This is a genomic window from Sphingobium sp. TKS, from assembly GCF_001563265.1.
Lineage (GTDB): Bacteria > Pseudomonadota > Alphaproteobacteria > Sphingomonadales > Sphingomonadaceae > Sphingobium.
On sequence record NZ_CP005083.1, the window covers coordinates 2,351,465 to 2,373,806 of the forward strand.

Below are 22,342 nucleotides of genomic sequence, written 5' to 3' on the forward strand. Positions count from 1 at the left end.
AAAAAGGGCGGCCCGAAAACCGCCCTTTTTGATCATTTTACCGCGCCTTAGCCTCGGCCTGCCGAGGCGCCCTTACCCGTAGAAGCCTCGGCCTGCCGAGGCGCCCTTACCCGTAGAAGCCCCGGCCTGCCGAGGCGCCTTCGCCTGTCAAAGCGCCTCTATTGGTCGAGGAAGCTGCGCATCTTGCGGCTGCGGCTGGGATGCTTGAGCTTGCGCAGTGCCTTCGCCTCGATCTGGCGGATGCGTTCACGGGTCACGCTGAACTGCTGGCCGACTTCCTCCAGCGTATGGTCGGTGTTCATGCCGATGCCGAAACGCATGCGCAGCACGCGTTCCTCACGCGGCGTCAGCGAGGCGAGCACGCGGGTGACGGTTTCCTTGAGATTCGCCTGAATCGCGGCATCGACCGGGATGATGGCATTCTTGTCCTCGATGAAATCGCCCAGATGCGAATCTTCCTCGTCACCGATCGGGGTTTCGAGGGAGATCGGCTCCTTGGCGATCTTCATCACCTTGCGCACCTTCTCCAGCGGCATGGACAGGCGCTCGGCCATTTCCTCCGGAGTCGGCTCGCGGCCCTGCTCGTGCAGGAACTGGCGGCTGGTGCGAACCAGCTTGTTGATTGTCTCGATCATATGGACCGGGATACGGATGGTCCGCGCCTGATCCGCGATCGAGCGGGTGATCGCCTGTCTGATCCACCAGGTCGCGTAGGTGCTGAATTTGTAGCCGCGGCGATATTCGAACTTATCGACCGCTTTCATCAGGCCGATATTGCCTTCCTGAATAAGATCAAGGAATTGCAGGCCACGGTTCGTATATTTTTTAGCGATGGAAATCACGAGACGCAGGTTCGCCTCGACCATTTCCTTCTTCGCGATGCGCGCCTCGCGCTCGCCCTTCTGCACCATGTTCACGATGCGGCGGAATTCGCTCAAGGACATGCCGGTCGCCTGCGCGATCTCGCTGACCTCGGTGCGGATACGCTCCACCGCGCGGCCCTCGGCGGCGGCAAAGGCGGCCCATTTCTTGTCGAGCCCCGACACCCTGTCCATCCAGCCGTCATCCAGCTCATGGTTCACATAGCGGTCGAGGAAGTCCTTGCGGCTGACCTTGTGGCGCTCGGCCAGGCGCAGCATCTGCCCGCCCAGCGCGGTCAGGCGGCGGTTATAGGCATAGAGCTGGTCGACCAGATATTCGATCTTCTGCTGGTGGAACTGGACGCTCTCGACCTCGGCGGTTAGTTGCTCGCGCAGTTCCTGATAATCGTCCTCTTCCTTCTGGCTCAGCGTTTCGCCGATCGCCATGGCAATCATGCGCGTTTCCTGCGCGTTGGAGAAGGCGCGGAAAATCTCGGTGATGGTCGCGAACTTCTCCAGAGCCATGGGCTTCAGAGTCTCTTCCATCTGGGCGAGGGAGAGGGTGTTGTCCTCCTCTTCTTCCTCTTCCACCCGGCGCGTGCGGCGTTCGGTCAGGCCGTCCTCATCCTCATCGGCGTCGGCGGATTCTTCTTCCGGCTCTTCCTCTTCCTTGAAGCTGGGGCCAGCGGTCTTCTCGCTGATTTCGCCATCATCGTCCTCGGCGCCTTCCTCCAGATTTTCCGGAGCCGGATCCTTGGACAGCATCGCGTCGAGATCGAGTATCTCGCGCAACTGCATCTCGCCATTGTTGAGCGCGGTCGACCATTCGATGATCGCGTTGAACGTCGTCGGGCTTTCGCATAGCCCCAGGATCATGGTGTCGCGGCCGGCCTCGATCCGCTTGGCGATGGCGATTTCGCCCTCACGGCTGAGCAGCTCCACCGCGCCCATTTCGCGCAGATACATGCGCACCGGGTCATCGGTGCGATCGACGGTCTCTTTCTTTTTCTCGGCTACCGGACGCGGCGAGCCATCGTCTTCGGCGCTGTCATCGCTGCTGTCGTCATCGCTGTCGTCTCGGCTGTCGTCGCCATCCTCGCTGGCTTCCTCATTCTCGACGATGTTCACGCCCATTTCATTGAGCGCGGACATGATGTCCTCGATCTGCTCGGAGGACATCTGATCCTGCGGCAGGGCGTCGTTCAGCTCGTCATAGGTGATGTAGCCGCGCTTCTTGGCGCGGGCGATCAGCTTCTTTACCGACGCTTCATTCAGATCCAGCAGCGGCGCATCGCCGGTATCCTGTTCCTCGCCCGCACCCTTGCTGTTCGCCTTGCTCGCCATTTATTCGCCTTAACTGCGTCGACCCGAAAAGGGGCGATCTAATCAAACAATATCTTCGGGCTGCGCCAGTTCCGCTATGCGAGCCAGATGGTTCCGATGAGCGCTCAGAGCCTGCTGTTGAGCAGTCAGATTCTCTTCGTTCACATCTTCCATCAGCCGCCGGGTGGCTTCAGCCAAATTCAATTCGAGCTCCGGCCCTAACGCAATTTCCCCAATGACCTCATCCAGATCGCGCTGCACGCGATCCGAGTCGGTCTTGCTTCTGTGGGGGGTGAATGTGAACGTGTCGGCCCGAAGCATCCCCTTCGCCATATTATACACTTCACCTTGCCCCAATATGGTAAGGAGGCCACCGGTTTCAACTGTTTCTTTGCCGAATGAGGCCGCGATCATCACGTTCAGCAATTCCGCCAGGGCAGCGTCAGCGATTCGCAAGCCTGAAAGCATTTCCCGATGCAGCGCGATCTGCTCCGGATGCCGCAGCAGACTGGCGAGAACGGCGCGCAAAAGCCTTTGTTCCATGCCGCTTGCGCCGATCGCCCGAGCCTCGTTTCCGGCGGGTGGAAGAGGTGGCTTCCAATTGCCCCGCCGATCCCGTTGCCAGCCGGAGCGCGCGCCACCACCACGTTGATGCCGGGGTTGAAAAGGCGCCCGCGCAAAGAACAACGCATCGTAACGCTCGCGAAAGGCATGAATATAATGCGCCCGCACATCGGGATGCGCGATGGCGTCGGTGATGGCGGAGAGCCGCTGCTTGAGCGCGGCCTTCTGTTCCGGCGTGTCGAGTGGGGCCGCCGCTTTCTCATATTTCCACAGACGTTCGACCAACGGCTCGGCCGCGCTCAGCACGGCCTCCATGGCCGCAGATCCCTCGGCACGGATCAGGTCGTCGGGGTCCTGTCCGCCCGGCAAGGTCGCGAAGGCCAGGCTCATCCCCGGTTGCAGCATGGGCAGGGCACGCGTCGCTGCCCGGATCGCCGCCTTCTGCCCCGCCGAATCGCCGTCGAAACAAAGGATCGGCACGTCGGCCATTTTCCACAGCCGCTCGATCTGATGCTCGGTCAGCGCTGTCCCCATTGGGGCCACCGCCTCGCCAAAACCCGCCTGCGCCAGCGCGATCACGTCCATATAGCCTTCGACGACGATGATCCGTCCCGTCTGGCGACTGGCCGGTGAGGCGCGGTCGATATTGTATAGCGTCCGCCCCTTGTCGAAGAGCGGGGTGTCGGGCGAGTTCAGATATTTGGGTTCGCCCGCGCCAAGGATGCGCCCGCCAAAGGCAATGACGCGGCCCCTAATGTCCCGGATCGGCAGCATCAGCCGACCCCGGAAGCGATCATAGCTGTCGCGCTTTTTGATTTTGCCGTCGTCCGGCTCGGCTCCATCAGGATCGATCAGCAACCCGGCTTCGATCAGCAAAGGTTCGCCAAAATCCTTGAGCGCGGCCTTGAGCCGCCCGCGTCCGTCAGGCGAAAAGCCGAAGCCAAAACTTTTGACGATCGTCGCGCTCATCCCCCGCTTCTGGAGATAGGCCCGCGCCTCCGCGCCCTCGATCCCGCCTAGCTGCTCCTCGAAAAAGCTTTGCGCCGCCGCCATGACGTCGTGCAGCCCCTTGGCCTGCTCCGCTCGCTTTGCCGCGCGAGGATCGGGGGCAGGGACCTCCATCCCCGCCGTCTGCGCCAGTTCCTTCACGGCCTCCATGAAGGGCAGGCCGCGCTGATCGGTCATCCAGCGGATCGCATCCCCATGCGCACCGCAGCCGAAGCAATGATAAAAGCCCTTCTCGTCGTTGATGGTGAAGCTGGGCGTCTTCTCATTATGGAAGGGGCAGCAGGCCTTATACTCGCGGCCCGCCTTCTGCACCTTCACCGTCCGCCCGATCAGGGTGGAGAGCGATGTCCGGGCGCGCAACTCATCGAGAAAGGCGGGGGATAGGCTCATCCTTGCTGCATATCCTCATGCGCGGGTCCATTTCTTCCACACCCGTTCGTTTCGAGCTGCCCGATCCGATACTCCAGATTGCCCGCATGCCCGGTATGATAGCGCCCGTCCGAGCATCGCAGCATGTAGGTCCAGAACGCCATCATCCGATTATGCCGGAACCCATGCTAATGTCGAGCGGGCGCCTGCTTCCCTGAACGGAGGCTGGCCTGAACGGAGGCGGGGCAAGGAAGAATGCCGTCCGCTCCGCAGATCAGGTCAGAGCCGCCTTCACCAGCCCGCTGGCCTTGCTCATGTCGATCACCGACCCATGCCGTTCCTTCAGCACAGCCATTACCTTGCCCATATCCTTGACGCTCGCCGCGCCCACTTCAGCCTTTATCCCTTCGATCGCGGCCCTGGTCTCATCCTCGCTGAGCTGCTGCGGCAGGAAGCTTTCGATCACGTCAAGTTCGGCCTGTTCCTTCGCGGCCAGCTCATCGCGCCCGCCATTCTTGAACATCTCGATGGATTCGCGCCGCTGCTTGGCCATCTTCTGCAGCACTTCGACCACGACCACATCGTCATCCGGCACATTCGAAGCGGTACGCAGCTCGATATCCCGGTCCTTCAGCTTCGCGAGGATCAGGCGCACGGCGGCCAGCCGATCCTTCTCCCCGGCTTTCATGGCAGTGACCTGGGCACTCTTAACAGCGTCGCGAATCATGCGAATGAGTCCTGTTCGTTGGGAAAGGATCAGATATAACGCCAAAAGAGATTTTTAACAGGAGTTGACCCGACGGCCTCACGCGCATAGGTGACCGGCCGTTTAACCCGCTTGAGACGGGTTCTTAGCAAAAGCATAAAAGGACGATATGACCATGGCTGACGCCAAGACCCTCATTGTGCCCAAAGGAGCGACAGGGGTATTGGTTTTTGCCGATGGCTCCGTGGTGTTCGGCCGCGGTTTCGGTGCGACCGGCGATGCGGTGGGCGAGCTTTGCTTCAACACGGCGATGACCGGCTATCAGGAAGTGATGACCGACCCCAGCTATGCGGGCCAGATCGTCACCTTCACCTTCCCGCACATCGGCAATGTCGGCACGAATCTGGATGACGTGGAGGCGGACGCCCCCCACGCGCTGGGCTGCGTGGTGCGTCAGGATGTGACCGAGCCGAGCAATTTCCGCAATGTCGAACCCTTCGACCAGTGGATGAAGGAAAAGGGCCGCATTGGCCTTGCCGGGGTCGATACCCGCGCGCTGACCCGCATGATCCGTGTGAAGGGCGCGCCCAATGTCGTGATCGCCCATGATCCCGAAGGCCGGTTCGACCTCGAAGCCCTCGCCGCCAAGGCTGCGTCGTGGCCGGGCCTCGAAGGCATGGACCTCGCCATCGAAGTGTCGGGCAAGGAAAGCCGCCTCTGGAAAGACGGCGTCTGGAAGCTGGGCTTCGGCTACGGTCTCGATGAAGCGGGTGAAGAGCGCCCCCATGTCGTCGCCCTCGATTATGGCGCGAAGAACAATATCTTCCGCAATCTGGTGAAGGCGGGCGCCCGCGTCACCGTGCTGCCCGCCACCGCCAGCTACGAGCAGGTGATGGAGCAGCAGCCCGACGGCGTGTTCCTCTCCAACGGCCCCGGCGATCCGGCCGCGACCGGCGCATATGCCGTGCCGGTGATCCGCAAGCTGCTGGACGCGGAAAAGCCGATCTTCGGCATCTGCCTTGGCCACCAGATGCTGGCGATTGCCGCTGGCGCCAGGACGATCAAGATGCATCAGGGCCATCGCGGCGCCAACCATCCGGTCAAGCGCCTGTCCGACGGTCTGGTCGAGATCACCTCTATGAACCACGGCTTCGCGGTCGATGCCGACACGCTGCCCGCCAATGTGAAGCCGACCCATGTGTCGCTCTTCGACGGTAGCAACTGCGGCATCGAACTGACGGATAAAAAAGCCTTTTCGGTCCAGTATCACCCCGAAGCCTCGCCCGGCCCGCAGGACAGCTTCTATCTGTTCCAGCGCTTCGTCGAGGGGCTGAAGTGAGCCTCAACCTGCCTCCGGTTGATCCCGCCCGGCTCGAAGCGGAGTGGGAGGCGGACAAGGCCGTTCTCGCCAATCTGGCCGAGAATGGCGACAAGCCGCGCATTCCGCGGCCCGTCGATGTCAGCTTCCGCGGGAGCGAAAAGGATTTCGAGCGCGTGCTGACGATCGCCAGCCAGTTCGGCTTTGTCGAACTCGACCGCGAAGAGGATGAGGAGGGCGATCTCTACCTGTTCCTCGAAACCGAGCAGGCGGTCGATGAAGCCTCCATCCGCGCACTGACGAAGAAGTGTCTCCAGATCGAAATCCTCTGCGGCGTCGAATATGACGGCTGGGGTTGCGAGGCCCGGACGGGGGCGGTGCATTGACCGCAATGAATCAAGTTAAAATATCAACTCGAACACCCCCTTGGGCCGTAGGACTGCTTTTATCTGTCCCAACGGTTCGGAGAGGACGCATGGTAAAAGCTTTGTTGTCGCTCATGTTGTTGATGGCATGTTCGGACAATCCGACAAGCGCCGAGATAGCTGAGCATTGCAAAGTGACTGAGCAGGCCTTGAACGCAATCAAATCAGACCTCGCACTGAAACCGAGCGGATCGCTTCAAAAATTGGGCGAAAAATGCTGGGTTAAGAAATCCGAGGACGGCCATCTTACTTTCGCTTCGATCGAGCAACCGGGACAAGAGCAATAATGCCCAAAAGAACCGACATCTCCTCCATCCTCATCATCGGCGCCGGCCCGATCATCATCGGCCAGGCTTGCGAGTTCGACTATTCGGGTACGCAGGCGGTGAAGGCGCTCAAGGAAGAGGGCTATCGCATCATCCTGGTGAATTCCAACCCGGCCACTATCATGACCGACCCGGAATTTGCCGACGCGACCTATGTCGAGCCGATCACGCCCGAAATCGTGGCGAAGATCATCGAGAAGGAGCGCCCGGACGCGGTGCTGCCGACTATGGGCGGCCAGACGGCGCTCAACACGGCGCTGGCGTTGTTCAACGACGGCACGCTGGAGAAGTTCGGCGTCAAGATGATCGGCGCCGACGCCGAAGCCATCGACAAGGCCGAGGATCGTCTGAAGTTCCGCGACGCGATGGACAAGATCGGCTTGGAATCTGCCCGCTCACGCATCGCGCACAGCATGGAGGAGGCGCTGGAGGCGCTGGAGTTCACCGGCCTTCCCTCGATCATCCGCCCCAGCTTCACGCTCGGCGGCACCGGCGGCGGCGTCGCCTACAACAGGGAAGAGTTCAAGCGGATCGTGATGGAGGGGCTGGATGCTTCGCCCACCACCGAAGTGCTGATCGAAGAATCGCTGCTGGGCTGGAAAGAATATGAGATGGAGGTCGTGCGGGACCGCAACGACAATGCCATCATCATCTGCTCGATCGAGAATGTCGACCCGATGGGCGTCCATACCGGCGACTCCATCACGGTCGCGCCCGCGCTGACGCTGACCGACAAGGAATATCAGATCATGCGCAACGCGAGCATCGCGGTGTTGCGTGAAATCGGCGTGGAAACAGGTGGTTCCAACGTACAGTTCGCAGTCAATCCGAAGGATGGCCGCCTGATCGTCATCGAGATGAACCCGCGCGTCTCCCGTTCCTCGGCGCTGGCGTCGAAGGCGACCGGCTTCCCGATCGCCAAGGTCGCGGCGAAGCTGGCCGTCGGCTACACGCTGGACGAGATCGAGAATGACATTACCGGCGCGACGCCCGCCAGCTTCGAGCCGACCATCGACTATGTCGTGACCAAGATTCCGCGCTTCGCCTTTGAGAAGTTCAAGGGGAGCGAGCCGCTGCTCGGCACCGCGATGAAGTCGGTGGGTGAGGTGATGGCCATCGGTCGCAACATCCATGAATCGATGCAGAAGGCGCTGCGCGGTCTGGAAACCGGCCTGTGCGGCTTCAATGAGGTGGAGCATCTGGTCGGTGCGCCCAAGGATGACATCGTCGCCGCGCTCGCCCAGCCGACCCCGGATCGCCTGCTGGTCGCCGCGCAGGCTCTGCGCGAAGGGCTGAGCGTCGCGGAAATCCACAATATCGCCAAGTTCGACCCCTGGTTCCTGGAGCGGATCAAGGAAATCGTCGACGCCGAAGCGGAAATCCTCAGCAACGGCCTGCCGCAGGATGCGGATGGCATGCGTCGCCTCAAGGCCATGGGCTTCTCCGACAAGCGCCTTGCTTACCTTGCGCTCAAGTCCGCCAATCTGCGCGGCATGGAGCGCGGCATTGCCCGTGGTTCGGGCCTGATCCACGAAGCGGTCAAGGCCATGACCGGCGGCGTCACCGAGGACGAAGTGCGGAGCCTGCGCCACAAGCTCGGCGTGCGTCCGGTCTTCAAGCGCATCGATACCTGCGCCGCCGAGTTCGAGGCGAAGACGCCTTACATGTACTCGACCTACGAAGCCCCGATCTTCGGGCAGGCCGAGAATGAGGCGCAGCCCAGCGACCGCAAGAAGGTCGTGATCCTTGGCGGCGGTCCCAACCGCATCGGGCAGGGCATCGAGTTCGACTATTGCTGCGTCCACGCCTGCTTCGCGCTCAGCGAAGTCGGCTATGAGACGATCATGATCAACTGCAACCCGGAAACGGTGTCGACCGACTATGACACGTCCGACCGCCTCTATTTCGAGCCGCTGACCGCCGAAGACGTCCTTGAAATCCTGAACGTCGAAATGTCGAATGGCACGCTGGCCGGGGTCATCGTCCAGTTCGGCGGCCAGACGCCGCTCAAGCTGGCGCAGGCGCTGGAGGATGCGGGAATCCCGATCCTGGGCACCTCGCCAGACGCCATCGATCTTGCCGAAGACCGCGAACGGTTCGCCGCGCTGATCGACAAGCTCAAGCTCAAGCAACCCGCCAACGGCATCGCCCGCAGCCGCGAGGAGGCGATCGCGGTCGCCAACCGCATCGGTTATCCGGTGCTGATGCGCCCGTCCTACGTCCTTGGCGGCCGCGCCATGGAGATCGTCGACGGCCAGGCCCAGCTTGAGGAATATATCGCCACCGCCGTTCAGGTGTCGGGCGACTCGCCGGTGTTGATCGACCAATATCTGCGCGATGCGGTCGAGGTCGACGTGGATGCCCTGTGCGACGGCGAAGATGTCGTGGTCGCCGGCGTGCTCCAGCATATTGAAGAGGCGGGCGTCCATTCGGGCGACAGCGCCTGCTCGCTGCCGCCCTATAGCCTGTCAGACGAGGTGATCGCGGAAATCGAGCGCCAGACCGAAGTGCTGGCTCATGCCCTGTCGGTGCGCGGCCTCATGAACATCCAGTTCGCGGTCAAGGACGGTGTGGTCTATCTGATCGAGGTCAACCCGCGCGCCAGCCGCACCGTGCCCTTCGTCGCCAAGGCGATCGGCACGCCCATCGCCAAGATCGCCTCGCGGGTCATGGCTGGCGAGAAGCTCAAGGATCTGCCGAAGATCGACCGCAACGCGATTTCGCATATCGCGGTCAAGGAGGCGGTATTCCCCTTCGCGCGCTTTGCCGGTGTCGACCCCGTATTGTCGCCGGAAATGAAGAGCACCGGCGAAGTCATGGGCATCGACAGCGATTTCGCGACGGCCTTCGCCAAGGCGCAGCTCGGCGCGGGCACCGTTCTGCCCAAGAGCGGCACGGTGTTCGTGTCGGTCAAGGACAGCGACAAGCCGGTGATCCTGCCCGCCGTCCAGAAGATGGCGGCGCTTGGCTTCACCATCATCGCGACCGGCGGCACCGCCCGCTATCTGGAAGAGCAGGGCGTCGCCGTACAATTGGTGAACAAGGTGGCGGAAGGCCGTCCGCACATCGTCGACAAGATCACCGACGGCGACGTCGACCTGATCTTCAACACGACCGAGGGCTGGCAGTCGCTCAAGGACAGCAAGGCGATCCGTACCAGCGCGTTGCGCGCCAAGGTCTCCAGCTTCACCACGGCGGCGGCCAGCGTCGCGGCGGCGAACGCGATCGAGGCTCTTCGGGGCCATGCCCTTGAAGTGCGATCGCTCCAGTCCTATTATCCCCTGTCGCAAGCCTGATCCCCTGCATAAGGAAGCACGCTGCGGGTGGCTCCATGGTGGGGGCCGCCAAAGGGAAGTTTTGACGAAGGATTTGCAATAATGGCGACCGTCGAGAAGATGCCGATGCTGCAAATGGGCTATGACAAGCTCAATACGCAGCTCCGCGAGTTGAAGGCCGAACGGCCCCTGATCGTGGACGCCATCGAAGAAGCGCGCGCACATGGAGACCTCTCCGAAAACGCCGAATATCATGCGGCAAAGGAACGGCAGGGCCAGGTCGAAGCGACGATCGCTGACCTGGAAGACAAGCTGTCGCGTGCCCAGATCATCGATCCCACCACGCTTTCGGGTGACAAGATCGTGTTCGGCGCGACCGTCACCTTGCTCGATGAAGATGAAAAGCCGGTGAAATATCAGATCGTGGGGCAGGCCGAGGCGGATGCCAAGGTCGGTATGATCAGCTATAACAGCCCGATCGGCCGTGCGCTGATCGGCCGTCAGATCGGTGAAGAGGTCGAAGTGTCGGTCCCGTCGGGCGACAAATTCTACCTGGTCGACAAGATCGATTTCATCTGAAATCCATGAAGCTGCCTGCTGGCCGCATGACCAACGGGATCGCTGCGATCACCTTCGTCGCGTTCCTGTTGATCTATCTGACCGGGCAGGTCGACAATGCCGCGATCATCGCGGGCTTCATCCCTGCACGGGTGGAGGATGGCGCTCTGCTCGCCGGAATGACAGCGGTGCCGGTCTGGCTGACGCCGCTCAGTTGCACGCTGGTTCACGCAAACTGGCTGCACATCGCCTTCAACCTGTTCATGTTCGTCTTTTGCGGACGGCAGGTGGAACATGTGCTGGACAAGGGCGCCACGCTGGCTCTGTACGTGGCGGGTGCTTATGGGGCGACAGCGCTGCAATGGGCGGTAGACCCGCACTCGACCAATCCGATGGTGGGAGCGAGCGGCGCGATTTCCGCGATCATCGCGACTTATGCGCTGCTTTACAGCCAGCAGAATGTCCGGCGGATCGGTCCGTTTTCGGCCAACCTGGTGCGCGCGCTCTGGCTGGCGGCAAGCTGGATCGCGATCCAGTTGATGATTGGCCTGGCTGGAGGATTTGGCGATCTGGGCCAGATCGCCATTGCCGCGCATATTGGCGGCTTCCTGGTGGGGCTGGTGCTGACGCGCCCGCTGCTCCGCTGGCGTTTCCGCAAGCGTCCTCAGCCCCTGTCCTGAACGATCAACGTCCTTATCCGGTCGGCAGTTCCGGTTCCAGCAGACGGTGCAGATGCACGATCACATAGCGCATCTCCGCGTCGTCGACCGTCCGTTGCGCCGCGCCGCGCCAGGCATTTTCCGCCGTGGCATAATCGGGATAAACCCCGACCAGCTCGATGGAGTTCAAATCTTCGAATTCGAGCGTCTGGGGATTTTTGACGCGACCACCCATCACAAGGTGCAGCTTGCTCATGGTATCTTATGTTCTCCTATACGGTGAACATATACCCTAGCAGGCCGCCCGCACCCGTCCAAGGGGGCAGGCGGCCAGATCAGCATGCTTTTGGCGATGAAGCGATTAAGCTTTTGGCAACCGCGCTTTCAATGCGTCGCTGATCGCCTCGACCTTGGCCGCGACCAGCGCGATCACATCGTCCGCGAGGCGAGAGGTCTTCCCTCCCAGACCGGCGGAAGCCACCGCATCCCGAGCCGAAATGACTGCCTCTTTCGTTCCCTCGGCGGCATTGTTCAGCGCGTCGCCCGTGCTTGATTTCAGGCTTTCCGCGCTTTCCGCCGCCACTGCCTTGGCAGCGAGCGCGGTCTCCAGCATTTTTGCGCTCGCGCTTGAGGCAATACCGGGCAAAGCTTTCATCGCAGCGCGGCTCTTGGGGAACATCCATGCGATGACCGCGCCCGCCGCCACGGCTCCGGCTACGGCTGCTATGGGATGTTCCTGAACGATCTCATTGGCGCGCGCCGCAACGCGCTGGGAGCGTTCCCGCGCATCGGCATAGGCGGCGTTGGCCTTGTCGCGCGCATCGCCGGCCCGCTCGCGGCTCGTCTGGATCAGGCCACCGGCGCCTTCCATGGCCCGGTCTGCCGTATCGCGGAACTTGCCTGATGCGGTTTCAGCGATGTCGTTCGCTGCCTCGCGGGCGCGGGTGATTTGAGCGCGGATATCAGCCATCATCAGTCTCCGGAGTCTCTTCTGTGCGGTTCCTTATCCGAACGTATATCCGCTGGAAAAGGGTCCCAAGCGGACGGCGCAGCAAATACAGCGCCAATGCGCCGATCGCTGCCGCCGTTGCGGCCGGCCGTTGCCGGACCTTCGCGGCGGCGTAGGCGGTGCCGTCCAGAAGGGTTTCAGTCGCCTTGCCCTTCGCGTCCTGCTTCAGCCGCGCAGGCGTGATGCGCGCCTTGGCGGCAAGGGCGCTGGACATGAAGGCAGTCCTGCGGGCATCCGCCCGCGCCACCGCGTCGCGATAGGCTTCTTCCCGTTTCATGACTTCACCGCCTTCTTCATCCGGTCGATCCGGCCCTTGGCGATCAGCAACAACAGCAATGCGACGATCAGGGCACCGCCGAACACGGCGCAGGTCGCCCAGCCCGTTCCCAGATGGGGCGCTAGCGCCAGGATGAAGCCCACAAGGCAGGCGACGATCGCGGCAAAGATGAGCATGATGCCCACCGCCGCGAAAATCACTGCGTTGCGCAACCCCGCGCCGACAATGCCTGCGCGCAGTTTCTGCCGTTCGACTTCCGCTTCCGCATAGGCGCGCCCGTCGGCGTATAGACGCGTGAAAACATCCCGGACGGACTCGTCCTGTGCCTCGGTCTGCAGGGGCTCTTGCGTCAAAACTTCCTCCGCCCCGGCGCCGGGGCCTTATCGTCCGTCACTTGCGTAGGACGTGCTCAGGCGTCTTCGTCGGAACCCTTGGCAAGCCGCATCAGCACGAAGCCGACCACCGCAGCCGCGCCGATCGCCACGGCAGGGCTTTTTCGCACGAAATCGCGCGCTTCGGTCATCAACTGATCGACATCCTTGCTATCCAGCGTCTTTGCAGCACCGGCTACCGATTCTGCCGCCTGGCGGGCATAATCGCCATATTGAGGGCCAAGCTTGGCATCGACCGTGCCGGCCGTATCGGAAATCAGCTTGGCCAAGCTCTGCATGGCCGATCCGGTCTTGTCCTTGGCGACGCCGGCCGCCGACTTGGCGGTCTTGGAGGCCTGATCCTTGATCGGGTCGATATGCGCTTTCCAGTCGACGGCGTTGATCTTGTCGGCGGCTGCCTTCGCCGCCTTTTCGGCTTGCGCCTTGATCGGTGCGATCTGCGCGGTCCAGCCATGCGCGGCGGCGCCATTGCCAGCAGTCTTGGGAGCGGCTGCCTTGCGGGTGGCGGCGGTCTTGACGGGCGCGGCCTTCACAAGCGTACCGGAGGAGGCGGCCTTGGCCGGCTTGGCCTTGGCGGTCTTGGCCGGGCTGGCTTTTCTGGCGCGCTTGACGGGCGGGGTTTCCGGGGTGTCGGCCATCGTCCTATGTCTCCCTTTGAAATACGGTCGAATTGCGAAGTGGGGTCAAATTGCGAAGGGGGTGGGCGGCTTTGCTTCTAATGCTTCGCCACCGCCCACAGTTCCGTTGCCGTTACTATTTTGAGCATCGGCATTTTTCGAGTCCTTGCAAGCCCCCGCATTGCCAATCGGGAAGGTGGTAGCTAAGCGAGGCGCGAAAAGCGACCCAGCGCCACTCCAAGGAGCGATCCATGACCGCCATTCTCGATATTCACGCCCGCCAGATTCTGGACAGCCGCGGCAATCCGACCGTCGAAGTCGACGTGATGCTGGAAGATGGCAGCTTCGGACGCGCCGCCGTGCCGTCGGGCGCTTCCACCGGCGCCTATGAAGCGGTCGAGAAGCGCGACGGTGACAAGAGCAAATATCTCGGCAAGGGCGTCCTGACGGCTGTCGCTGCCGTCAACGACCAGATTGCCGAGCAGATCATCGGCCTGGATGCCGAGGACCAGGCCGAAGTCGACGCTGCGATGATCGCGCTCGACGGCACGGAGAACAAGTCGAACCTGGGCGCCAACGCGATCCTGGGCGTCAGCCTGGCCGTGGCCAAGGCCGCCGCCGATGCGCGCGGCCTGCCGCTCTATCGCTATGTCGGCGGCGTCAACGCGCATGTCCTGCCGGTGCCGATGATGAACATCATCAACGGCGGCGAGCATGCCGACAATCCGATCGACTTCCAGGAATTTATGATCATGCCGGTCGGCGCCGAGAGCATCGCTGACGCGGTTCGTATCGGTTCGGAAATCTTCCATACGTTGAAGAGGGGCCTGCACGACAAGGGGCTGGCGACCTCGGTCGGGGATGAGGGCGGTTTCGCGCCGAACATCGCCTCCACCCGCGACGCGCTCGACTTCATCATGCTGTCGGTCGAGAAGGCCGGTTACAAGCCGGGTGACGATGTCGTGCTGGCGCTGGACTGCGCGGCGACCGAATTCTTCAAGAACGGCAAATATGAAATTTCGGGCGAAGGCCTGTCGCTTAGCCCCGTCGAAATGGCCGATTATCTTGCCGCTCTTTGCGCGGACTATCCGATCAAGTCGATCGAGGACGGCATGAGCGAGGATGATTTCGAAGGCTGGAAGGCGCTGACCGACAAGATCGGCGCCAAGGTCCAACTGGTCGGTGACGACCTGTTCGTGACCAACCCCAAGCGCTTGGAAATGGGCATCGGTAAGGGGCTCGCCAATTCGCTGCTGGTCAAGGTGAACCAGATCGGCTCGCTGACCGAAACGCTGGCGGCCGTCGACATGGCCCACCGTGCGCGCTACACCGCCGTCATGTCGCATCGTTCGGGCGAAACCGAGGACGCGACCATCGCGGATCTCGCCGTCGCCACCAATTGCGGCCAGATCAAGACCGGGTCGCTTGCCCGCTCCGACCGGCTTGCCAAGTATAACCAGCTTATCCGTATCGAAGAAGAGCTGGGCGACATTGCCCTTTACGCGGGCCGTTCGATCTTCCGCTAAGTCAATTTTTCGACGGTCGGCCGCAAGGGCAATAAATTTTGCTTGCGGCCGGCCCGTCCCTGTGATTCAACTGGTCCATGGCGCATATCGCGAAACTCCGCATGTTGCTTTTTTCGGCCTTCGGGCCGGCGATTGCGGTTCTTCTTCTTCTTTTCTTCGCCGGCTATGTGGTGCTGGGCTCCAACGGCGTTCTGGCCTGGGGCGATTATAAGCGCCAGCTTCATCATGCGCAGGCTGAGTTGAAGCAAATTCAGACTCATCGGCAAGAGCTTAAGAACCGGGTGGATTTGCTCAATCCCCGGCGCGTCGACCCCGACCTTTCCGACGAACTGATCCGGCGCGAGCTGGGCGTCGTCCATCATGATGAAGTGATCGTTCCACTGAACTGATCTTCAGGGGGCTGATTGATCGCTTTTGCTGCGTTTCGAGGCTCCATGCCGCGTTGCATTTAGAGGCGGACTGCCGCTATACCGGCCTTCCTTCCATCCTCACCCACGCAAAAGGATAAAAGCCTTGGCGAAACCAACAACGCCGCGTCCGTCACGCGCAAAGGCAGCCAGTCCGGCTGGCGCGGACCATAACCGGCCTCGCCCCGACGCTCCCAAAGATTATAAGGCCACCAAGGAAGAGCTGCTGGAATTCTACCGGCAGATGGTCCTCATTCGCCGTTTCGAGGAAAAGGCGGGTCAGCTTTACGGCCTTGGCCTGATCGGTGGCTTCTGTCACCTCTACATCGGTCAGGAAGCGGTTGCCGTGGGCATCCAGTCGGCGCTCAAGCCCGGCAAGGACAGCGTCATCACCGGCTATCGCGACCACGGCCACATGTTGGCCTATGGCATCGATCCCAATGTCATCATGGCGGAACTGACCGGTCGTGAAGCGGGAATCTCCCGCGGCAAGGGCGGCTCGATGCACATGTTCAGCGTCGAGCATAAATTCTTCGGCGGCCACGGCATCGTCGGCGCGCAGGTGTCGCTGGGCGCGGGTCTGGGCTTTGCGCATAAGTATAACAATGACGGCGGCGTGTGCGTCGCCTATTTCGGTGACGGCGCGGCCAACCAGGGCCAGGTCTACGAAAGCTTCAACATGGCCGAGCTGTGGAAGCTGCCGATCATCTTCGTGATCGAGAACAACCAGTACGCCATGGGCACCAGCGTCAACCGCTCATCGGCGGAAGACCAGCTTTACCGCCGGGGCGAGAGCTTCCGCATTCCGGGCATTCAGGTGAACGGCATGGATGTGCTCGCCGTGCGCGGTGCGACCGAGGAAGCGCTCAAATGGGTGCAGGGCGGCAATGGTCCGATCCTGCTCGAAATGAAGACCTACCGCTATCGCGGCCATTCCATGTCCGACCCGGCCAAATACCGGTCGCGCGAGGAAGTGCAATCGATGCGCGACAAGTCCGACCCGATCGAGGGCGTCAAGAAATATCTGGCCGATGTCGGCGTTTCCGAAGACGAGTTCAAGAAGATCGATCAGGATATCCGCAAAATCGTCAGCGACGCCGCGGATTTCGCTGAAACCTCTCCCGAACCGGAACTGCACGAGCTTTATACAGACGTGCTGGTGGAGCAATATTAATGGGTATCGAAATCAAGATGCCGGCGCTTTCCCCGACCATGGAGGAAGGCACGCTGGCGAAATGGCTGGTGAAGGAAGGTGACGAGGTCCGCTCGGGCGACATATTGGCCGAGATCGAGACCGACAAGGCGACGATGGAATTCGAAGCCGTCGACGAAGGCAAGATCGGCCAGATCATGATAGCCGAGGGCACCGAAGGCGTGAAAGTCGGCACCGTCATCGCGACGATGGCGGGTGAGGGTGGTGAGGCGGTCGCTCCTGCTCCGGCTGCCAAGGCGGAAGCGCCTGCAAAGGTCGAAGCGGCGCCTGAGCCGAAGAAGCCGGTCGAGGTCAAGGCGACGGTCAAGGACCCGGCCCTGCCCGAAGGCACGGACTATGTGAAGACGACCGTGCGCGAAGCGCTGCGCGATGCCATGGCGGAGGAAATGCGCCGTGACGAGCGCGTCTTTGTCATGGGCGAAGAGGTGGCCGAATATCAGGGCGCCTACAAGGTGACCCAGGGGCTGCTGGAAGAATTTGGCGACAAGCGCGTCATCGACACGCCGATCACCGAATATGGCTTTGCCGGCATCGGTGCGGGCGCGGCGATGGGCGGTTTGAAGCCGATCGTCGAGTTCATGACCTTCAACTTCGCGATGCAGGCGATCGACCACATCATCAACTCGGCGGCCAAGACCAATTATATGTCCGGCGGCCAGATGCGCTGCCCGATCGTGTTCCGCGGTCCCAATGGCGCCGCGAGCCGCGTTGCCGCGCAGCATAGCCAAAACTATGGTCCCTGGTATGCGGCGGTTCCGGGCCTGATCGTGATCGCGCCCTATGACTCGGCCGACGCCAAGGGCTTGCTGAAAGCCGCGATCCGTTCGGACGATCCGGTCGTGTTCCTTGAGAACGAACTGGTCTACGGCCGCAGCTTCGATGTGCCCAAGGTTGACGATTATGTCCTGCCGATCGGCAAGGCGCGCATCGTCCGCGAGGGCAAGGCCGTGACGCTGGTCAGCTATTCGATCGGCGTCGGCGTCGCGCTGGAGGCGGCCGAAAAGCTGGCGGCCGAAGGCATTGACGCGGAAGTCATCGACTTGCGCACGCTGCGTCCGCTCGACACGGCGACGGTTCTGGAGAGCCTCAAGAAGACCAATCGCCTGGTGGTAGTCGAAGAAGGCTGGCCGGTTTGCTCGATCGCATCGGAAATCGCTGCTGTGGTCATGGAGCAGGGCTTTGACGACCTCGACGCGCCGGTGCTGCGCGTGACCAATGAGGATGTGCCACTGCCCTATGCGGCCAACCTCGAAAAAGCAGCCCTGATCGACGCCGCGCGTGTGGTCGAGGCGGTGAAGAGGGTTTGTTATAGGTAAGAAGAAGGAGGCGGGCGGCGCAAAATGGGCCGCCCCCCTTTTGCAAAGGCTATCCATGAGGGTCAGGCCGAATAATAGTTGCAGGTCGACTTTGCCGTACCAGATAGGTTTTGAGCGTTTTGAAGGCTCTGAATTGTGCGATCGCGCACCGAAAAGGCCGATGAGTAGTGGATGGTGATCGGGCCGAAGAACATGTTCGACATGATCGGCTTATAGTCGTAGAAAATTTCCACGACTACCACCGGGTTGCCCGGCGTTGCTGAAATCTGACTACCTGCTGCGCCCATGCCGGTGGTCAACACCTGACCTTCCGTTCCGATGGTCTGAGCTGCGGCGACACTCTTTATTCCTTTGCAGCGTTGCCATGTGATCACCTGGTCGGTGAGGGGAGTCGAGGTTGACGCATTGTCTTCCACGGTAGATATGATGATCCGACCCCGGGATGTCAGATCAAGTGAATCCGCAGCATATTTTGCGCCAATGATGACGTCGTTGATGTCGTTTTCGTCAATTCGATCCCTGACGCGCGCCACGCCATCAGCCGCCATGCTGGTAATGGCGCTTATCCGTGCATGCGTAATGGCGATGTTCGCAAGCTCCGTTCCTCCGAAGGTGAGCAGGATGAGAAACGGCAACGCATAGGCAAACTCGATCAGGGCCAGCCCTTTTTGATTTGCGCGAAGCTGGCGTAGAGGCATCGGGAGTACGCGTTCGAATTTATCGATATGCCGCGTGGCAAACATGCTCAAACTCCGCATTTCACGGGGGGATCGACAATGCCGGCATAGGGTTCGTTGCGCATGAAAGTCGTCCGGGAAATCGTCACCAAATTGCCCATGCCCAAGAGTTGCGGAATAGGCGAAAGGCGGTTGTAGGTGACGGTGATCTGATAACGGACGACATCTTCGGCTGTGCCGATGCCCGATGCGCCCTGGCTGGCGATGTCATAACTATTGTTGCGATTATCGTCGATGAAGCAGTCGGGCCCGCTCTTGTCGTAAAGGCCGTTCGAATTGACGTCGGTCGTCAGCTTTTCGGGCTTGCCGATCTTGTTATAGGTCAGAAAATTCGAAGAGCCTATCTGCACATTGGAACCGCTCGCAATGCTAGCCAGCCGCCCTCGAACATAGGTTTCGACGGTGGCGGCCGCGGCGTTTTCCAGCGTCACCTTTCGAGCGGCTGCGTTCGCAGTACCCTGAACGACGGCGGTTGCATAAGCCTGATATGCAAGATCGAGCGCCCCTAAGATCATGAAGATTAGTGGCGCTGCAACGACGGCGAATTCCACAATGGTTACGCCGTCGCGATTTTTCGCGAGTTGCTTGAGGGAGGCGGAGATCATGCGCCCAGCCTCAAATTGCCCACCTTGTCCGATATCCGCTTGAATGCATTGGCAAGGTCGGTAGCGTTACTGACGGAAATGGCCTGGCTGCTGTTGGACGCGCAGGACGCAATATCCGAATTCATGGTTTGGCCGGATAAGACCCCGATGACCCATATATCGACATAATAGGGATCGGACTTCGCCTTTGCGCACATCAGCTTGAAGCGTTGCGTGTGAATGGCTTCCAGAGGTGTATCTAGCGTACCGGTCGACGCTGTTCGCCCTGCATATTTAGCTACGCCATAAGCGCTGTACGCATCTCGGAATGGCGACATCTCACCATCGGTCATGAAGACTATGGTGCGGCGGACCTTCACGTTGTTGAATTTATCCGGATTGCGATATCCGAAGATGCCGTTGTTAGCTATCATCCTAAGACCCCAGATGATGCCGAGGTCGTGATAGGTCGCGCCGTCGCCTGTTACGATCGTATCGACCTGCGCGTCGAACTCGCTTTGGCTGGCCCATGCCTTCATGTGGACAGCAGGCTTTGGGCAGGCGGCTTTGTAGAAGTTAGAACCCGTAACTGAACCCATGGATTCTTCGCTGATACGACTGGAGCCGCTCATTGCCTCATAGTCATAGGGTGCCCAGCGGGTGGCGTCACTGTCAGGGATTTTCGCGATGTCGAGATCCCACGCGTCAGCCGGTATGGTGGTGCTGGTTGCCGTAAGTGCAGTGGATGTGCCGCGTTCCTCGATGCATCCTTGCCAGCTATTGTCGAGCCAGGTCGATGAATAATTCGGCCAGTCGGTCGCCGTTTTCAATGTTCCGCTGCTGTTTCGATACTGATAGGATGAACGAACATAGGCTGTATTTTCGGCGCGGATCAGTTTGCCGACATTCACCGTGCTGGAAAATTGCAGGAACCCGATCCTCATACGAAGATTTTTTCCTTCGAGCGCTACTTGGGCGGGACGCAAATTGGAATATAGGGTCTTTAGCGCATCCCGCATTTCTCGCATTTTGGACTTATTTGTCCCGCTCACAGGTTTTTCTGTCTCCTGGGCGCAGCTAAGCGCATTGGACATATAACAGTTCATCGAGCCGGTCGTATCGAGAACAAGCATCAGATCAGTATTGACGTAATATTCTTCCGCCAGGCATTCGGCGTTTACGCGCATTTCAGTGATCCCGACGACCCGCAGCAGGGTGGTCGGGACAGTCGTGGTGGCTTCCATCCGAAGCTGGCCGTTGTCCAGCGCAGTCGTAACGCGATTGGCGGCATTGGCGTCCGTCGTGGACATGACCGCAGACCCCATCAACTGATTAGGGAAGTTAAAGTTGAAATAGTTGAGGGCTTGTTGCTTGTCGGCACTCGTCAATATGGTCCCGCTCATCGACCGCCGTCCAGCCAGCGCGCCAGCATCGCAAGCCTGCTGCATACGTGCCTTTACGAGATAGGCTCGGCTGAAATCCACAGCGGCGCCAGCCATGCCTGTTAACGGAATCATCGCCGCAGCCACGATCGCCAGCGTATTGCCCGCCTGATTGTGGTAAAGCCGCGTCTGAATGAACAGCGCGCGCTTGATCCGATCGCCCATAATCCGCTCTGCCTTTACTTGCCCCGCACCCCCATTTCAGGCAGGGCAGCCCCATGCCCATGAAGGGGCAATTGCCAGGATCACTATGTCCACTGAGGTTAAAAAGCTGATAATTTCGGCAAAAACTATTCCCATGGATATATGCTAATGGTTGTGGCGCAGGACGATCTCTCCCCACTCGCTTCGCTGTTGAGCGCCTATGCCGGGCCGGACGTTGCGCGCCATCGGCTCATCTGGGCGCTCGATGCGCGGTTCGCGCGGTTGGTGGCGACGACCAGCGAGCCGATGATCGGACAGATGCGTTTAGCGTGGTGGAATGACGCGCTAACCGACGACAACGGCGTGAAAGGGCAGGGCGAACCGCTGATCGACGCGATGCGGAAGCTGGGCGCGGGGTCGCCATGTGGGCTTTCTCAATGGCTTGATGGATGGGAAGCCCTGATCGGGGAGATCGATCTCCACGCTTATGCGGAGGGACGGGGCAGTGGCCTGTTTCGTGCCTTGGCGGGGCGGGACGATATTCCGACGTGGCTCGTCCAGGCGGGAGCGGCCTGGGCGCTGTGGGATTTGTCGGGTCATATCGACGATCGGGTCATCGCCGGCCGGGCGATCGAAATGGCGCGGGGGCATATGTTGCGGGAGAAGCCAGCCTGGCCCAAGGAATGGCGCACGTTGCGCATCGCTTATCATCTCGCGCGCCATGACATTAAAATGGGCCGTTGCGCACCGGCGGGATTGACCCCTGCGCTGTATCTGAGATTGGTGCGTGTCGCGCTGACGGGACGTTAGGGGGATTAAAAGTGGGGCGAGTTCTGGCGGGCGCGATGGCCGCGCTGTTGTTGACGGCCGGCGGGCTGTTCTGGTGGCAGGGGCGCGCAAGCAATGAGGCCGTGCCTCAGCCGCTGATCGGATCACCGCCGCCGCCTGCCGTCGAGGCGCTGCCCGAAGGCGACCCGGACGCCACGGGCGATGCGCCGCCAATGCCCGGCGAGGCCTCGCCGCAGAGCCGTGAAGAGAAGCGTTTCGGCCGCTATGACCGCAATCGCGATGGCGTCATCACCCGGATCGAGATGATGGGCAGCCGGGTGAAGGCGTTCAAGGCGCTCGACAAGAACAACGACAATCTCCTCTCCTTCGAGGAGTGGGCCGTGACCACGTCGGACCGTTTCGCCAAGGCCGACGGCAATGGCGACGGCAAGCTGACCCCTGCCGAATTCGCGACGACCGCGCCCAAACGCACGGCCGCGCCGAAGTGCAAATGCTAAG

Annotated in this window: 23 protein-coding genes; 12 read left to right on the forward strand and 11 right to left on the reverse strand. The window is 61.0% G+C overall.

The annotated features are described in order from the left end of the window. Positions 1–158 precede the first annotated feature (158 nt). The 3 genes from rpoD to K426_RS11835 form a co-directional block, all read right to left on the reverse strand. A complete protein-coding gene (gene rpoD / locus K426_RS11825; RefSeq protein ID WP_066557224.1) occupies positions 159–2,204 on the reverse strand; it encodes an RNA polymerase sigma factor RpoD in 2,046 nt (681 codons plus the stop codon). A gap of 42 nt (positions 2,205–2,246) precedes the next feature. Continuing rightward, complete coding sequence (gene dnaG, locus K426_RS11830; RefSeq protein ID WP_066557227.1) at positions 2,247–4,145, reverse strand: DNA primase; 1,899 nt, start codon at positions 4,143–4,145, stop codon at positions 2,247–2,249. 253 nt (positions 4,146–4,398) lie between these two features. After that, entirely contained in the window at positions 4,399–4,851 is a 453-nt protein-coding gene (locus tag K426_RS11835) for a GatB/YqeY domain-containing protein (RefSeq protein ID WP_066557231.1), read from the reverse strand. Between the two features lie 154 nt (positions 4,852–5,005). On the opposite strand from K426_RS11835, the gene carA reads away from it, so the two are divergent. The 6 genes from carA (at position 5,006) to K426_RS11865 (ending at position 11,412) form a co-directional block, all read left to right on the forward strand. Continuing rightward, entirely contained in the window at positions 5,006–6,169 is a 1,164-nt protein-coding gene (carA, locus tag K426_RS11840; protein ID WP_066561707.1) for a glutamine-hydrolyzing carbamoyl-phosphate synthase small subunit, read from the forward strand. Then, a complete protein-coding gene (locus K426_RS11845; RefSeq protein WP_066557233.1) occupies positions 6,166–6,534 on the forward strand; it encodes a ribonuclease E inhibitor RraB in 369 nt (122 codons plus the stop codon). The genes carA and K426_RS11845 overlap by 4 nt, the downstream gene beginning before the upstream one ends. Positions 6,535–6,623: 89 nt before the next feature. Further along, a complete protein-coding gene (locus tag K426_RS11850; RefSeq protein ID WP_066557234.1) occupies positions 6,624–6,860 on the forward strand; it encodes a hypothetical protein in 237 nt (78 codons plus the stop codon). Continuing rightward, entirely contained in the window at positions 6,860–10,195 is a 3,336-nt protein-coding gene (gene carB, locus K426_RS11855) for a carbamoyl-phosphate synthase large subunit (RefSeq protein WP_066557237.1), read from the forward strand. The genes K426_RS11850 and carB overlap by 1 nt, the downstream gene beginning before the upstream one ends. Before the next feature lie 81 nt (positions 10,196–10,276). After that, entirely contained in the window at positions 10,277–10,753 is a 477-nt protein-coding gene (gene greA, locus K426_RS11860; RefSeq protein ID WP_066557239.1) for a transcription elongation factor GreA, read from the forward strand. 5 nt (positions 10,754–10,758) lie between these two features. Next, positions 10,759–11,412 carry a rhomboid family intramembrane serine protease gene (locus K426_RS11865; RefSeq protein ID WP_066557246.1) on the forward strand — a complete coding sequence of 218 codons (654 nt, stop codon included), beginning with the start codon at positions 10,759–10,761 and terminating at the stop codon, positions 11,410–11,412. 13 nt (positions 11,413–11,425) lie between these two features. Here the strand turns inward: K426_RS11865 and K426_RS11870 are convergent, their stop codons facing one another. From K426_RS11870 to K426_RS11890, 5 genes are all read right to left on the reverse strand, one after another. Then, positions 11,426–11,647 carry a DUF4170 domain-containing protein gene (locus K426_RS11870; protein WP_066557253.1) on the reverse strand — a complete coding sequence of 74 codons (222 nt, stop codon included), beginning with the start codon at positions 11,645–11,647 and terminating at the stop codon, positions 11,426–11,428. Positions 11,648–11,752: 105 nt separating this feature from the next. Then, complete coding sequence (locus K426_RS11875; RefSeq protein WP_066561709.1) at positions 11,753–12,361, reverse strand: hypothetical protein; 609 nt, start codon at positions 12,359–12,361, stop codon at positions 11,753–11,755. Further along, entirely contained in the window at positions 12,354–12,677 is a 324-nt protein-coding gene (locus K426_RS11880; RefSeq protein WP_066557263.1) for a hypothetical protein, read from the reverse strand. Before K426_RS11880 ends, K426_RS11875 begins: the two co-directional genes overlap by 8 nt. After that, a complete protein-coding gene (locus tag K426_RS11885; protein ID WP_066557275.1) occupies positions 12,674–13,030 on the reverse strand; it encodes a phage holin family protein in 357 nt (118 codons plus the stop codon). Before K426_RS11885 ends, K426_RS11880 begins: the two co-directional genes overlap by 4 nt. A 56-nt stretch (positions 13,031–13,086) precedes the next feature. Continuing rightward, the gene (locus K426_RS11890) at positions 13,087–13,707 is read right to left on the reverse strand and encodes a hypothetical protein (RefSeq protein WP_066557276.1); all 621 of its coding nucleotides are present in this window, start codon (positions 13,705–13,707) and stop codon (positions 13,087–13,089) included. 230 nt (positions 13,708–13,937) lie between these two features. Here K426_RS11890 and eno point away from each other — a divergent pair, with 230 nt between their 5' ends. From eno to K426_RS11910, 4 genes are all read left to right on the forward strand, one after another. Next, entirely contained in the window at positions 13,938–15,212 is a 1,275-nt protein-coding gene (gene eno / locus K426_RS11895; protein ID WP_066557277.1) for a phosphopyruvate hydratase, read from the forward strand. A gap of 77 nt (positions 15,213–15,289) precedes the next feature. Next, positions 15,290–15,601 (forward strand): FtsB family cell division protein, encoded by a 312-nt coding sequence (locus K426_RS11900; protein ID WP_066557279.1) that lies wholly within the window; start codon positions 15,290–15,292, stop codon positions 15,599–15,601. Positions 15,602–15,725: 124 nt separating this feature from the next. Then, the gene (pdhA, locus tag K426_RS11905; RefSeq protein ID WP_066557282.1) at positions 15,726–16,793 is read left to right on the forward strand and encodes a pyruvate dehydrogenase (acetyl-transferring) E1 component subunit alpha; all 1,068 of its coding nucleotides are present in this window, start codon (positions 15,726–15,728) and stop codon (positions 16,791–16,793) included. Then, positions 16,793–18,148 (forward strand): pyruvate dehydrogenase complex E1 component subunit beta, encoded by a 1,356-nt coding sequence (locus K426_RS11910; RefSeq protein WP_066557283.1) that lies wholly within the window; start codon positions 16,793–16,795, stop codon positions 18,146–18,148. The genes pdhA and K426_RS11910 overlap by 1 nt, the downstream gene beginning before the upstream one ends. Positions 18,149–18,210: 62 nt before the next feature. Here K426_RS11910 and K426_RS11915 read toward each other — a convergent pair whose 3' ends face one another. From K426_RS11915 to K426_RS11925, 3 genes are read right to left on the reverse strand one after another with little or no spacing between them, the layout of a single operon-like run. Then, positions 18,211–18,891 carry a TadE/TadG family type IV pilus assembly protein gene (locus K426_RS11915; protein ID WP_066557285.1) on the reverse strand — a complete coding sequence of 227 codons (681 nt, stop codon included), beginning with the start codon at positions 18,889–18,891 and terminating at the stop codon, positions 18,211–18,213. Between the two features lie 2 nt (positions 18,892–18,893). Further along, positions 18,894–19,490, reverse strand: coding sequence for a TadE/TadG family type IV pilus assembly protein (locus tag K426_RS11920; RefSeq protein WP_066557287.1), 597 nt, complete (start codon positions 19,488–19,490; stop codon positions 18,894–18,896). Beyond that, complete coding sequence (locus K426_RS11925) at positions 19,487–21,076, reverse strand: TadE/TadG family type IV pilus assembly protein (RefSeq protein WP_066557289.1); 1,590 nt, start codon at positions 21,074–21,076, stop codon at positions 19,487–19,489. Before K426_RS11925 ends, K426_RS11920 begins: the two co-directional genes overlap by 4 nt. Before the next feature lie 147 nt (positions 21,077–21,223). On the opposite strand from K426_RS11925, the gene K426_RS11930 reads away from it, so the two are divergent. Beyond that, entirely contained in the window at positions 21,224–21,865 is a 642-nt protein-coding gene (locus K426_RS11930; RefSeq protein WP_066557290.1) for a hypothetical protein, read from the forward strand. An 11-nt stretch (positions 21,866–21,876) separates the two neighbouring features. Next, positions 21,877–22,341 carry an EF-hand domain-containing protein gene (locus K426_RS11935; protein ID WP_066557294.1) on the forward strand — a complete coding sequence of 155 codons (465 nt, stop codon included), beginning with the start codon at positions 21,877–21,879 and terminating at the stop codon, positions 22,339–22,341. The last annotated feature ends 1 nt before the right edge of the window (position 22,342 follow it).

Coding starts and splice junctions, on each gene's coding strand:
- greA (WP_066557239.1), top strand. CDS start 10,277: ATGGCGACCGTCGAGAAGATGCCGATGCTGCAAATGGGCTATGACAAG.
- K426_RS11835 (WP_066557231.1), bottom strand. CDS start 4,851: ATGATTCGCGACGCTGTTAAGAGTGCCCAGGTCACTGCCATGAAAGCC.
- dnaG (WP_066557227.1), bottom strand. CDS start 4,145: ATGAGCCTATCCCCCGCCTTTCTCGATGAGTTGCGCGCCCGGACATCG.
- K426_RS11930 (WP_066557290.1), top strand. CDS start 21,224: ATGGTTGTGGCGCAGGACGATCTCTCCCCACTCGCTTCGCTGTTGAGC.
- K426_RS11890 (WP_066557276.1), bottom strand. CDS start 13,707: ATGGCCGACACCCCGGAAACCCCGCCCGTCAAGCGCGCCAGAAAAGCC.
- carA (WP_066561707.1), top strand. CDS start 5,006: ATGGCTGACGCCAAGACCCTCATTGTGCCCAAAGGAGCGACAGGGGTA.
- K426_RS11850 (WP_066557234.1), top strand. CDS start 6,624: ATGGTAAAAGCTTTGTTGTCGCTCATGTTGTTGATGGCATGTTCGGAC.
- K426_RS11875 (WP_066561709.1), bottom strand. CDS start 12,361: ATGGCTGATATCCGCGCTCAAATCACCCGCGCCCGCGAGGCAGCGAAC.
- rpoD (WP_066557224.1), bottom strand. CDS start 2,204: ATGGCGAGCAAGGCGAACAGCAAGGGTGCGGGCGAGGAACAGGATACC.
- carB (WP_066557237.1), top strand. CDS start 6,860: ATGCCCAAAAGAACCGACATCTCCTCCATCCTCATCATCGGCGCCGGC.
- K426_RS11915 (WP_066557285.1), bottom strand. CDS start 18,891: ATGTTTGCCACGCGGCATATCGATAAATTCGAACGCGTACTCCCGATG.
- K426_RS11880 (WP_066557263.1), bottom strand. CDS start 12,677: ATGAAACGGGAAGAAGCCTATCGCGACGCGGTGGCGCGGGCGGATGCC.
- K426_RS11910 (WP_066557283.1), top strand. CDS start 16,793: ATGGGTATCGAAATCAAGATGCCGGCGCTTTCCCCGACCATGGAGGAA.
- K426_RS11870 (WP_066557253.1), bottom strand. CDS start 11,647: ATGAGCAAGCTGCACCTTGTGATGGGTGGTCGCGTCAAAAATCCCCAG.
- K426_RS11920 (WP_066557287.1), bottom strand. CDS start 19,490: ATGATCTCCGCCTCCCTCAAGCAACTCGCGAAAAATCGCGACGGCGTA.
- K426_RS11900 (WP_066557279.1), top strand. CDS start 15,290: ATGGCGCATATCGCGAAACTCCGCATGTTGCTTTTTTCGGCCTTCGGG.
- eno (WP_066557277.1), top strand. CDS start 13,938: ATGACCGCCATTCTCGATATTCACGCCCGCCAGATTCTGGACAGCCGC.
- K426_RS11925 (WP_066557289.1), bottom strand. CDS start 21,076: ATGGGCGATCGGATCAAGCGCGCGCTGTTCATTCAGACGCGGCTTTAC.
- K426_RS11865 (WP_066557246.1), top strand. CDS start 10,759: ATGAAGCTGCCTGCTGGCCGCATGACCAACGGGATCGCTGCGATCACC.